Here is an 11,760-nt window from a genome sequence, read left to right as displayed (position 1 = left end):
AGGATCGCGCCCGCCAGCACCAGAGTACTGCACGTTCATCATGTCGCCCCAAACAACGGTTTCGTCGGGGAGGATCAGCCCGATGCTGAGCGAAGATGCTGGAATGCGGATGGAATTGAACCCAGGCGTTGTCGGTTCGCCGACATAGATGAAGCCGTCCTGGGTTGCGCCCGAGCCAATGGCAGCTTGATCGTCATAGAAGAATGCGCCGTTGCCAGGCGCAAGGAGGACGTCTTTGATCTGCAATTCGGTCACTCGATTCATCCTGACGGATAATTCTGCCGCTACTGACACGCGAGGCGCTAGCTGCCACCCGCCTGTTATTTCTTCAGCGGCCGCGCAACGAGCGCTACCACTTTGTCGGCCTCGACATGCGCCCCTGATGCTACGGCCAAGACGATGGAGGTTTCGGGCGCGCGGATATCAATGGATTCAGCGGACAGCGAATCCATCGGATGCAGGATACCTACCAAGTCTCCCTGCTTCACTTCATCCAGCACCGAGCAGCGAGGTTCGAAGATGCCCGGCGCAGGCGATTTTAACTCGTCGGAGGGGCGCGTTTCGAGCGTTTGTCCGGACTTCTGTTGACGGAAAGTTGGATACTCAGCCTTTCCCTCAATCAGCCCGAGCGCGATGAACGCGTTGCGCACTCCAGCCTCGTAGATCGCGAGATTATCTGCGCCGACCGTGCCGCCGCCGAATTCAGTGCAAACAAATACCTTGCCCTGGTTTTGGGCCGTGATATCAAACATTCCAGCCGTGTCGTTGTGTTGCCAGACCAATGTCAACGGCAACTTGAACGCTTCGGCCATCCTAACCGTCCTGGCCATGAGATCGGGATCTGCAATGGGGTGCGTCGTGGCCGCCGGTGGGAAATCCCAGGTTGGTCCGAAGCTGTGCAGATCAAACACGGTGTCGGCCATTGGCAACAATACCCGCGAAACCGCATCCGCGATTCGTTCAGTCACTGACCCGTCGGCGCGGCCCGGAAAAATGCGATTGAGGTTCAACCCGTCGAGGGGAGTATTGCGGCTCCATGCCTCCACCGCCAATGGATTAAGTACCGGCAGGACGATGACTCGCCCACAAGTTTGCGCTTCTGGCAGCCACTTAATAAGCCGCCGCGCGACAATTGGCCCCTCCAATTCATTGCCATGATTTCCGCCCGTGACAAGAAGACGCGGTCCTTCTCCTTTATTGAGACTGAACACCGGGAGCGAAAGCTCCCCACGGTCGGTACCTCCCGGGATAACAAGATGCCCCCTGCTCACGCCAGGCGTATCAAGATCGAACGTAAGATATGGTGCTTCGCTCATTGTTCTGCCTTTTGTGAATAACGGGCGACCTTGGCGCCGGGATTGCGGTTCTCGCTTTGCAAGTATGCGCCAGCGTGTCTTCAATTCGCCAATATAATGTCCCGCGCGGTACCATCGCGTTCTTAGATGGCCGCCGCCCGGCTTGATGGAACTACCGCTTCTCGATTTTCAAAAAGGAAGAAACTGTGACGTTGCCGCCGGTTTCTATCCAGTTTTGAGCTCGTTTCCGGCGTGGCTTGTGCCCTGCTGGGTGGGTGAAGCAACGGCCGCTGGCGCGGAGCCTTTGGCATAGCGCAGCGCGAGCGACCGTCACGGATTGGAGGTGCTGGCGAACTCGGCCGGCGTCTGCCAAGCGATTTGGGAGGGTGGCCGCGCGGGGTTGTAGTCGGCAGGCCACAGGCCTCGCTCGGCCGGACATATCGCTCGTCAAGGTCCCAGAAACCAGCCTGTCCCCGCGTCCACTGCTCCGCGCAAATCAACGCACCGAGTGAATCAAAATTCGGTTCCAAACGCGAGGTATTTCGAACTGTCTATCCAATCGGCACAGCTGCCCCGTCAAGTCGGGGCGGCCGCGAAGTATCGGCGAGCGCAGCGTGCCGCTCCTGCATGTCGCCGAGATCGCGCAACAGCAGAACAGGATCGAGTCCGGCGTATATTTCCTGCAGACAGGCAATCGGCCGATCGTCGGCAAATCGGGGCACCGAGCTGCGACGCAACTTGAAAGCCCACAGCTCAAGTCGCAAGTTCCGAAAGCGTGTGATGATCTCTCGGCCGGGCCCGCCACCACATGAGATAGAGGACAATGAGCCAAAGCACGGGCACAAGCATTAGCAGGGAGGCCACCGCGGCGATTGTGGGATCAATCTGGTTGCGTATGTTCTCCCACATTTTGAGTGGGAGGGTGCGGATTGAGTACCCGCTAACCAACGATGTGATGACCACTTCATCGAAGGAGTGGAGGAAAGCAAATACGGCGCCGCCGATAACCCCCGGCCGGATCAATGGTAGCGTTACCCTCAAAAAAGTCTGCAGCGGCCCCGCCCGCATGCTTTTGGCTGCCTGCTCCAGCGTTCGATCAAGATTAGCCAGCGTCGCCGATACGATCACGACGACAATGCCGATGGCACCGAGGCTTTGGGCTAGGACGATCCCAGTTTTCGAGCCGATCAGTCCGAGATTGACCAGCCCGAGATAGGTGGCGATGCCTACGACGATGACCGGGATGGTGACCGGAGTCAGGATCGTCATTGTCAGGAAGCCGCGTAGCCGAGGATGGCTACGGTTGAGGCCATAGGCCGCGAGCGTCCCGACGACCGTCGACAGGATAGCCACCGCTACACCGATCTGGATGCTGGTCCAAGCGGCCCCATTCCAGGACGGGTCGCCGAAGAAGGATCGATACCATTGCAGCGAAACGCCCGAGGGCGGGAATTCGAGAAAAGTCCCGGCGCTGAATGACATGATAACGACGATGAGGCCGGGGGAAAGAAGGTAGACCATGACGATCAATACGAACACCGCGCCGACGATGTTCGACAGGCGGCTGTTACCTCCTGCCTGGTAGAGCAGGGTCGTCCAAAGCTTCGCCCGATAGCGATTGGGAAACTCACTAAAATAGTGCTTCAGCATGGCAAATATTGGCAGCCGCACTACCCAAGACCTACGGGCTGGTGCCGCCGCGCGGCCTTGAGCACCCGCCAGATTGAGCCCTAAGATGGATAGCACCGCGACGGCGATGGCAAGGAGGATGAAAGCCGAAGTCGCGATTTTTGAGATCTCGAAGGAGCTTGTGACCTGCGCGGCGATAAAGGTTGACAGCATGGCATCGCGCAACCCGCCGAGGGCAGCTGGCGTTATGTAGAACCCCAGACAGAACACGAAGACCAGCAGTGAGCCACTGCGCACGCCTGGCAAGCTGAGCGGGAAGAACACCCGCCAAAAAGCTGTGAGTGGCCGGGCTCCCATGCTGCGCGCCGCCGCCATCAGCGACCTGTCGATGCCCATCATCGCGCTAACCAGAGGCAGGATCATCAGCGGCAGCATGATGTGCACCATGCCGATATACACGGCCGTGCGGTTGTAGATGAGCGGCAGTGGGCTGTGGATCACACCGAGGTGGAGCAACAGGTTGTTGATCACGCCGCGATCGCCGAGAATGACAATCCATGCATATGTACGAGCCAACCCGCTGGTGAGATAAGGGATGATGACGAGTGCAATGAGGGTCAAGCGCACTCTCTTCGAGGCGGTCACGATCAGATAGGCCGAGGGATAGCCGACGATGAGGCAGATGCCTGTGGCCAGGACGCTCACTTCGATGGTTTGGAATAGTACGCGGACGTTCGCCGGCTGGCTGAGGAATTTATAATAGTTGGTTACCGAAAAGGCCGGTGCATTGATGCTGGTCAGGAACAAAAGCATGATCGGCATGCCGAATACTATGAGCAAGATGGCGAAGGCCGGTACGGTGAGCCCAATCGGCATTTGGCCCAATTTTTGAAAGATCTTCATCAGTCTACCCTCAGGTGCCTCACGCCGCGACGAAACGAATGTCTGACCGCAGCCAGTCCAAGCATACCCCGTCGCCTGGTCGGAAGATTGGCTGCCCTGCGGCGACGTGTTCACGCACGATGAAAACGCTGCTCCCGACGCGCACATGGTATTTCCGCAAGGGGCCGGCATAAATCATATCGTCGACGGTTCCAGTGACGGACTGACGCCGGTCTGCATCGCCGCGATTCGCCGCATCAGGAGCGACAATGCAGATGCGTTCGGGCCGGATCATAGCCACGGTGCCGGACGGCTGCGCTGCATCGGTTTCAAGCTCGAAGTTGCAATTTTCGAGGATGTTGGCCTCGCCCAAGAATTTTGCCACGAAGCATGTTGCCGGCCGGTCATAGAGGGCCTCCGGGCTATCGGTCTGCTCGATCTGGCCCGCGCGCATGACGACGATGCGGTCCGACAGGGTGAGCGCCTCCTCCTGGTCGTGCGTAACGCACACCGTGGTAGTGCCGAACTCTTTGTGCAAGCTCTTCATCTCGATCTGCATCTGCTCGCGGAGGTTACGATCGAGGGCGCCGAGCGGCTCGTCCAGCAAGAGGAAGGGCGGATCTGCGACCAGCGCGCGGGCAAGCGCCACGCGCTGCTGCTGGCCGCCGCTTAATTGCGACGGCATACGGCCGCCAAAATCACCGAGAGCCACGCGCTCCAGCATGCGGCGGACCCGTGTTGTCCTCTCAGCAGCGTTTATGCCGCGCATTTCGAGCGGGAACTCCAGGTTCCGTGTCACCGTGAGATGCGGAAACAGCGCGTAGCTCTGGAAAACGATGCCTTGGTCGCGCCGATAGGAGGGCACTGTGGCGACGGAGCGCCCTGCGATCAAGATATCACCCGCAGTTGGGGCCTCAAAGCCAGCGAGCAGCATCAGGGTTGTAGTCTTGCCCGAACCGCTCGGACCGAGAATTGTCAGGAACTCGCCACGACCAACTGTCAATGACAAATCTCTGACTGCAGTGATCTTTCCGTAAGCCTTAGTGACACTGCGGAATTCAATCTGCGGCAGAATGGGGCTCTTCACCAATGCGTGAACCTCTCAGTGGAGCGGTGGGATGCATGGATGTTCACTGTTGCTCCTCCAGCAGATCCGACAACTGACGGACCCTGCTGTTTAACTATAGCTGCCGCCCCACTCTATGTGACCGGAGCAAAGGGTAGCCGCTGCGACCGGTTTTCGGCGCCTTTGTGCGCGAAACTCCAGGTTTTGCCAAAAACACGGGTGATAGACTCGTTGATCCTTCATCTCGCGATCGGCAAGCGAAGCGGACCGGTCCGCCCCTGATAACTTCACTGAATCCAGGTCTATTGAAGAACCCATTCGTTCCAGCGCTGAGTGAGCCGTTCCGTATTCGACAGGCCATCCGGCCCGATATCATTATACCACTGCCCATTCACGGAAACGCTGCTCTTCATATAATCAGGATAGGTAGGAAGTTTGCGGGCGACCTTATCCGGAATCAATTTGAAGGCGTTGCGGTTGCTTGGACCTTCGGGAAATAGCTGCGCGAATGCCGCTTGGCGGTCAGCGCGAGTGGCGAATTCGATGAACTTCTGCGCATTCTGCACATTGCCCCCCTTGGGGATCACCCAATAGTCCCATTGTAGCTTTGCCTGATTCCGGTTGATGTCGGTTGGTGCGCCCTGGTCAATCAGAAGAAGCGCCCGCCCGTCATATGATTGCGCGAGGTCGACCACCTTATCATGCAACATTTGCTGGATTTCGGAGCCTGTGCCCCACCACTTGCGTATATGCGGCTTAATCTTATCCAGGCTGGCAAAGACGCGATCGATGTCCATCGGATAGAGTTGACCCACGGGTACACCATCCGCCAGCAGAGCCTCCTCCCAAGGCCCTTCTGATCCGTATTGCCCTGAGACCAGCGTTCGGACGCCCGGAAACTCCTCGACGTTCCAGAAATCGGCCCAGGTTATGGGTCGCGGTTTGCTAGCAGGAAACGATTCAGTGTTGTATACCATGTTGTACGAATAGATAAGCGCGGCAATGCCGAACGGCTGCTTGGCGAATTCAAAAATGCCGTTCAGCTCTTCCTTCTTAAAGCCCGAATAATCGATTTTCTCGAGGACGCCTTTTTGAGCTGCGTTAAGGGCAGAACCTTGCCCCAGTGTGGCAACGTCAAGTGTGATGTTGCCCGACTTCACCATCAACTCGATCTGGCCCAAATTTGTATCGTCGGTGATCGGCGTCACCTTAATACCTGTCTCAGCTTCGAATGGTTTGACATAGGCTTCGATGTTGGCTTTGCCCCAATCGCCCCCCCCCACCGTCACCCTTAACTCACCCGCTGATTGGGCCGAAGCTGGGCGAGTGACGGAGGACAATGCGCCGGCTGCGATCGCCGACGACATCGCTTGCATGAAACATCTGCGATTTATCCAAAAGCTCATTTTAATTCCCCTTACTAGACCGACCTGCCTCTGTTCTCGAACGTTGTGACTTTTCCAGCCTCAGAAAGGCAGAGCCGTATTGACAAGTTAACGCAGTAGCCAATGCCATACGGCAGGCTTCGTCGTTGAAATCATATGCCGGGTTGTGCAGGGCGGCGGTCGGGCCGTTGCCAAGTAAAATGTAAGCACCCGGCCGCACCTCAAGCATGTAGAAGTCCTCCGACCCCATGCTCGGCTTGATCTTATTCCCAAAGATGCAGGCCTTACGAGACCTCGTGCCGCCTCGACCGCCCGATTGGTCCCGTCCGTGTGGTTAACATGAGACGCTCGAGGCGCCGATGCCTGAACTCGACTTCCGCACCGAATCCGCACGCAATACCCCGCGCACGCTTCGGCGATCTGTCGTTCCGCGAAGCCTCGCGGGGCGGGCGAGAGTGTCCTTGCGGCTGCCGATGATTTTATCGTGTTCTGGAATGATGTTGCAGGCCTGGCCGGCGCCCAACTTGGTAACGGAGGCGACGAGCGACTCGTTCGGGTCGGTGTTGCACAAGACCAACGTTTGTAGGCCAATGATGACCTAGCTGCTATGACAATGGGATCGATGGTAGGATTGGGGCTCGCCGCATGGCCGCTCCTGCCCTTCACGATGATGTCAAACTCGTAAGGCGCGGGCAAGATCGAGCCATCGAAATTCCCGAACTTGCCAATCTTCAGGCCCGGCTGATTGTGCATGCCAAAAACCTGGGAAATGCTAAAACGATCCCTTCCTGGACCATCCTTTGGCCGCCTACATCTTCTTCCGCAGGCTGAAAGATCAAGGAAACGGGGCCCTTGAGATTGCCCGTAGCTGCTGGGTATTTCGCGGCCAGCATAGCGGGGTAACCCTCGTGGCCACACGCATGCATCTTTCCGGGATTTCCTCGACGCCGCCAGCTTGATTGACGCTTCAAGCATTGGCCCGGGCGTCCACGTCGGCCCGTGGGCCGGTCGTCGGTCCGTCTCTGCCTTCGCCTAGAATCAAAGCAACAATACGGGTTTCAGTGATGCCCCTCTCGACGTGATTGATGCCGAACGAAGCGAGTTTCTCTGTCACAAAACCGGCTTTGTCGAGTACCCGATAATCGAGCTCGCTATTTTTACAGAGGTGGCGGCGCCAAGCGGTTGCCTTGCCCTGAATACCCCTTAAATTTTCAATGCTGACCACGCGTATTTTCCCGAATTTGAGTAGTCTACGGCCAAAAAAGCATTATCAGCGATAATCGATGGCACATGGTGTTTTCGTCAAATGCAGATTGGATATGTCCTCATCTAGATGCGAGATGGACCCTGCATCTGGGACGAGCTCATGTGTGTCTGGGTTCGTGCTGGTGATGACGTTGATGGTGGTGATAGCCGATGCGACAGCTCCCATATTTCGTGGTGCAAGAGGAGGTTTGTGAGGCGTAGAGGCGGCCGACGATGCACTTCGCGAGGCAAGGTCTGGGGATCGTGGATCGGTCGCGGCACCTTTAGATCGCCGATACGGCCAGCATGCCCCTCGCTCGCATCCTTGGCGGCTTGTAGCAACTGGCGCTGGTGCGGAGGTAGGCCGCAGATTGTTCCTATTCGCCAGGGGTCGGAAATGGTATGATTGACCAGCCGATTAAGTCCACGGCCTGCTGAAGTATCGCCTCGGTCCGAGCACTGCTGGGTGAAGCAGCGATAACATGTCCGATCCAGTCACGGTTATCGCCTTGTCTGACGATCGGCGTCTTGGGTCCAACATACAATTTGACCTCGGCGACACCTGGCACAGCAGCCGCCTGACTGTTTCCATCGATCCAATCGAGGGTGCCATCGCGATCAGGAACTAGGATCCGCGCCGCCGCAGTGTGCGAATGCCTTCTGCGCAAATCCCATTCGTCGCCGATGGCAAGCTTGATATGCTCGGTGATGAGATCAATACCGTAAGCCAGCTGAATCAGTTGGGGAGCGGGCGTGCCGTGAAGCCGCGGATTGACTTCAATGACGACTGGACCATGCTTCGTCCACCGGAATTCAATGCCCGTTGGACCCCAGCCGAGGCCGAGAGCTCGCAAACAGCTTAGCGAAACATCGGCGATACGATCATGCTCGTCATCGGTCAGCTGGGCCGGAATGGTGTACTCACCACCGACGAAATGCGGTGGAGGGACGTCCTCACCGTTGCCAATTCCAATGATCTGATCTCCCATTATGTCGGCCCAATAATAAGGTCCTTGTGCGAATTCCTCGACCAGTACCCTTGGCGAAGACGGCCATTTGTGCTGTCCGCCCAACAAATAGGTCGTATGGTCGGCCAACTCTTCGACATCGCGGCACAATCGAACACCAATGCTGCCGCTGCCTAAAGCCGGCTTAACAATCACCGGCAGGCCGATCTCCGCGGCACAGCTTTCTACTTCTGTCACATTTGCTGCCAGGCGATAAGCCGGTATCGGAATGCCCGCCTCCGCGAGGAGCTGACGTTGAGTGAATTTGTCGCAACATTGTTCTATCGATTCGGGGTTCGGTCCCGGTAGATCGAAATGCCGGCAGAGCTTGCCAACTGTCGCATAAAACGACTCCTTGGCGCTGGTAATTCCTGCGATGTCATAGGTCGAACGCAGCCGGGAACATTCGTGGATCAGCGCATCGAGATTGTTTGTATCGACGCGGATAGCCTCAATATTTTCCGCTGCGAGATAGTTGTACTGAGCTGGGTCAGCCGACAGGGAAATTGGATTAAGACCTAGACGGTGGGCCGCTTCTACGTATGGCAGACCGTTACCCCTTGTCCCTTCAACCAGGATGAGCACTCTTCTTGTCATTGGCCGTTAACTCCGACGTTGCGTACTGTTCGGCGGTCCGAGTGTACATCGGTTTTTCAGCCGTGCCTGACCTCACATTGTGAGTCAACATATCGCTTTCGGGCGTTTGCGGGCGTAAAGATTCTTTAAGCTTGTTTGAAGATCAGTTCTCGTTTGTTTATTATCGTGTGGCGGGCCTGGGACCATGCTGGACGTTCAAGCGACGCCAGCTTGAAAGCCGTATATGCTGTGCATGTGCTACCATCTACGCTAGCTCTAGAATCTCTGCCTGCGTGGCTCGATCGTAAGCGGTGTTTCCGGAGCACCTTTCGGGAGTGGTCGCGATCTTGAGGTTGCCGAACCTTTATCGGGTTCGAAAATCGGCTTGTGTCTGGACTTGACCTACGCTTGACGCGAAGCGGCAGCCTCTGCGTTTCGAGGTGATCACTGGTGCTGGCGGTCTGCGTCAGTGGTCGGTGTTCGACAAGGCACGGGTCATCGCGGAGACGCTCGAACCGAGCGCAGTCATTTCCGAGGTTGCCCGCCGGTATGGCATTAGGCCGCAGCAGGTCTTCGCCTGGCGGCGCAAAGCGGGCAAACAGGGCCGCGTCGGTGCAGCAAGTTCTGCTGCCTTCGTGCCGGCGATTGCGGCGGCGGAACCTGTAGCCAGGCATTCACCGGATCAGCGGAAACGGCAAGCCACCCGAGATGCAGGCATGAGCATGAGATCGATGGCAGCGCGATGCGCGTCGGCCTGGCGCCGATACCAAGACGGTGGCTGGAGTGATTCCGCGCGCTGAATGCGGCGCGTGATCGGGCTGACGGGCGCGTCAAGGGGGCAACGAAACTCGCCGCGCCCCGCCTTGTTGAAGATGCCGCCGCGCAGCCCCTTAACGGGCGAAACAAACCCTTGGGTGGAATCTAACACGTACGGGTCTGAACGGTTCGGCGGCACATCTGGGATGACGCCGGCGCGCTACCAGCCTGCGACATCCAGGCAGAGGTCAGCCGATGAGCCGACGAACTTGGACGCACCCGCTTTATGAGCCGGCTGCACCCTGCTGGTGCGCTCGAATAAGTGGTCGGGCCTCAGAGCATGAGCATGAACATCGCCAGGCGGCGCAGCATGGCACGAGCCGAGGCCGGTGGCCCGCAAACTGGGCCTCATCCTGCTGCATCGCTTGTGGGCCGACGCGACCGATTTTCCGCTTTGCAAAGCAGCCTTTTCACTTGGCCCGGGTGAACTGAGACCGATCTGAGACCCCGTGGGTCGGTCAAAATCCCCTGGGCATGGTCACTTGAAACTCCCCCACCTGATGATCACTGGCAGCGCCGCTGAACAGCGGTGCCGGTAAGGCAGGACGTTTATTTTCGTCCCCTTTCGTACCGCAAGGGGGACCGGGAGTTGAACGTCTTCAAGGCACATCTGCAAAGCATCCTGCTGACACTACTTGATCGCAATACCACCATCGCGAAAGGCTGACGGGGGTCGATCGCGCCCGACGGCATCGCCTTCGATGGCTCCGTTGTGGTATGGAAAGTACGACGGGCCGTTCATCGGCAAAGTCCGCGCTGGTCGACGGCCTGGAGCGACCATGCGCATCAGCCACGAAGCCGTCTATCAGGCTCTTTACATTCAGGGTCGAGGCGCCCTGAAGCGGGAGCTATCGGCTATCTACGCTCCGGGCGTGCGCTGCGTCTGCCCCGCGAACGTGCTCGTAACCGTGGCAAGTCCTTCATTGCTGATGCACTGATGATTAGCGATCGTCCTGCAGAGGCAGCCCAGCGATCGGCACGCTGGTCGAACGTACGACACGGTTCACAATGCTCCTGCACCTGCCGCGCATGCAACGCCACGGGAAGGATAAGTCTGTCAAAAACGGCCCGGCTCTTGCCGGGCATGGCCCCGAAGCGGTCCGAGACGCCATCGCCGGGACCATCATGGAATTACCAGCGCACCTGCGCCGATCCTTGACTTGGGACCAGGGCGCGGAGATGGCGCAGCATGCGCAGCTCCGTATCGAGACTGGCCTGGAGATCTACTTCTGCGACCCTCAAAGCCCTTGGCAGCGCGGCAGCAACGAAAACACCAACGGCTTGCTGCGTCAGTACTTTCCGAAAGGCACGGATCTCAGCCAGCATGGGACCAATGAACTCAGCGCTGTAGCCGATGCTCTGAATACCGGGCCTCGCAAGACGCTGGATTGGCGCATACCTGCAGTGGCTCTCGACTAGTTGCTCAAACAAGATATGATCGAGGGTGTTGCGACGACTGGTTGAATCCGCCTTGAACTCCGCGATCGGAATGGTGCACGAGATCCCCAGGAGCAGGCTGCCGATCGGTGATGGGCATCTTGAGGGCCTCAATGGCAAGGCTTGCTCTGAGATGCGTATCCAAGTCCCACCCCACCACCGCGCGGCTAAAGCACGTCGCCGTTTAAAGGATTCGGGATTGAACGAAGCCGCTGACGCGGCATTTGGCGGGCCGGTTTGCGGTTGAGGCTTCTGTTTTGAAGGATTGCGGCTGTTGAAGCGCAATCTTGGAACAGGAGCACTGAGATGGCCGAGTTGAGCCCTCTTCGCCGGCGCATGATCGAAGACATGACGATCCGCAATCTGTCGCCGGCCACGCAACGATCCTACGTGCACGCGGTGGCGAAGTTTTCCCGCCATTT

At 57.9% G+C, this 11,760-nt stretch carries 8 protein-coding genes and 3 pseudogenes; 3 read left to right on the top strand and 8 right to left on the bottom strand.

Annotated elements, in window-relative coordinates; genetic code table 11:
* From RFN28_RS33870 to RFN28_RS33835, 8 genes and pseudogenes are all read right to left on the bottom strand, one after another.
* Positions 1–246, bottom strand: a pseudogene (locus RFN28_RS33870) (methylaspartate ammonia-lyase); the annotation flags it as partial.
* Positions 247–320: 74 nt separating this feature from the next.
* A complete protein-coding gene (locus RFN28_RS33865) occupies positions 321–1,316 on the bottom strand; it encodes a succinylglutamate desuccinylase/aspartoacylase family protein (RefSeq protein ID WP_320291479.1) in 996 nt (331 codons plus the stop codon).
* Between the two features lie 732 nt (positions 1,317–2,048).
* Positions 2,049–3,827 (bottom strand): ABC transporter permease subunit, encoded by a 1,779-nt coding sequence (locus tag RFN28_RS33860; RefSeq protein WP_320291478.1) that lies wholly within the window; start codon positions 3,825–3,827, stop codon positions 2,049–2,051.
* Positions 3,828–3,846: 19 nt separating this feature from the next.
* Positions 3,847–4,896 (bottom strand): ABC transporter ATP-binding protein, encoded by a 1,050-nt coding sequence (locus RFN28_RS33855; protein WP_320291477.1) that lies wholly within the window; start codon positions 4,894–4,896, stop codon positions 3,847–3,849.
* A 278-nt stretch (positions 4,897–5,174) separates the two neighbouring features.
* Positions 5,175–6,278 carry an ABC transporter substrate-binding protein gene (locus RFN28_RS33850; RefSeq protein ID WP_320291476.1) on the bottom strand — a complete coding sequence of 368 codons (1,104 nt, stop codon included), beginning with the start codon at positions 6,276–6,278 and terminating at the stop codon, positions 5,175–5,177.
* A gap of 710 nt (positions 6,279–6,988) precedes the next feature.
* Entirely contained in the window at positions 6,989–7,150 is a 162-nt protein-coding gene (locus RFN28_RS33845) for a hypothetical protein (RefSeq protein ID WP_320291475.1), read from the bottom strand.
* A 74-nt stretch (positions 7,151–7,224) separates the two neighbouring features.
* Complete coding sequence (locus tag RFN28_RS33840; protein ID WP_320291474.1) at positions 7,225–7,482, bottom strand: hypothetical protein; 258 nt, start codon at positions 7,480–7,482, stop codon at positions 7,225–7,227.
* A 397-nt stretch (positions 7,483–7,879) separates the two neighbouring features.
* Positions 7,880–9,106 carry an ATP-grasp domain-containing protein gene (locus tag RFN28_RS33835; RefSeq protein ID WP_320291473.1) on the bottom strand — a complete coding sequence of 409 codons (1,227 nt, stop codon included), beginning with the start codon at positions 9,104–9,106 and terminating at the stop codon, positions 7,880–7,882.
* A 419-nt stretch (positions 9,107–9,525) separates the two neighbouring features.
* Here RFN28_RS33835 and RFN28_RS35005 point away from each other — a divergent pair, with 419 nt between their 5' ends.
* The 3 genes and pseudogenes from RFN28_RS35005 to RFN28_RS33825 all read left to right on the top strand — a co-directional run.
* On the top strand, positions 9,526–9,885 hold the full coding sequence (locus tag RFN28_RS35005) for a transposase (protein ID WP_430679485.1): 360 nt from the start codon (positions 9,526–9,528) through the stop codon (positions 9,883–9,885).
* 686 nt (positions 9,886–10,571) lie between these two features.
* Positions 10,572–11,320 (top strand): annotated as a pseudogene (locus tag RFN28_RS33830) (IS30 family transposase); the annotation flags it as partial.
* A gap of 324 nt (positions 11,321–11,644) precedes the next feature.
* A pseudogene (locus RFN28_RS33825) lies at positions 11,645–11,760 on the top strand (tyrosine-type recombinase/integrase); the annotation flags it as partial.

The organism is Mesorhizobium album (assembly GCF_033977205.1).
Taxonomy (GTDB): Bacteria; Pseudomonadota; Alphaproteobacteria; order Rhizobiales; family Rhizobiaceae; genus Mesorhizobium; species Mesorhizobium album.
The sequence above is the reverse complement of the archived record's forward strand: the minus strand, read 5'-3'. Positions and strand labels throughout refer to the sequence as shown.

What these genes read in the sequence shown, in the direction of transcription:
- RFN28_RS33865 (WP_320291479.1), bottom strand. Translation starts at nt 1,316, where the DNA reads ATGAGCGAAGCACCATATCTTACGTTCGATCTTGATACGCCTGGCGTG.
- RFN28_RS33860 (WP_320291478.1), bottom strand. Translation starts at nt 3,827, where the DNA reads ATGAAGATCTTTCAAAAATTGGGCCAAATGCCGATTGGGCTCACCGTA.
- RFN28_RS33850 (WP_320291476.1), bottom strand. Translation starts at nt 6,278, where the DNA reads ATGAGCTTTTGGATAAATCGCAGATGTTTCATGCAAGCGATGTCGTCG.
- RFN28_RS33845 (WP_320291475.1), bottom strand. Translation starts at nt 7,150, where the DNA reads ATGCTGGCCGCGAAATACCCAGCAGCTACGGGCAATCTCAAGGGCCCC.
- RFN28_RS33835 (WP_320291473.1), bottom strand. Translation starts at nt 9,106, where the DNA reads ATGACAAGAAGAGTGCTCATCCTGGTTGAAGGGACAAGGGGTAACGGT.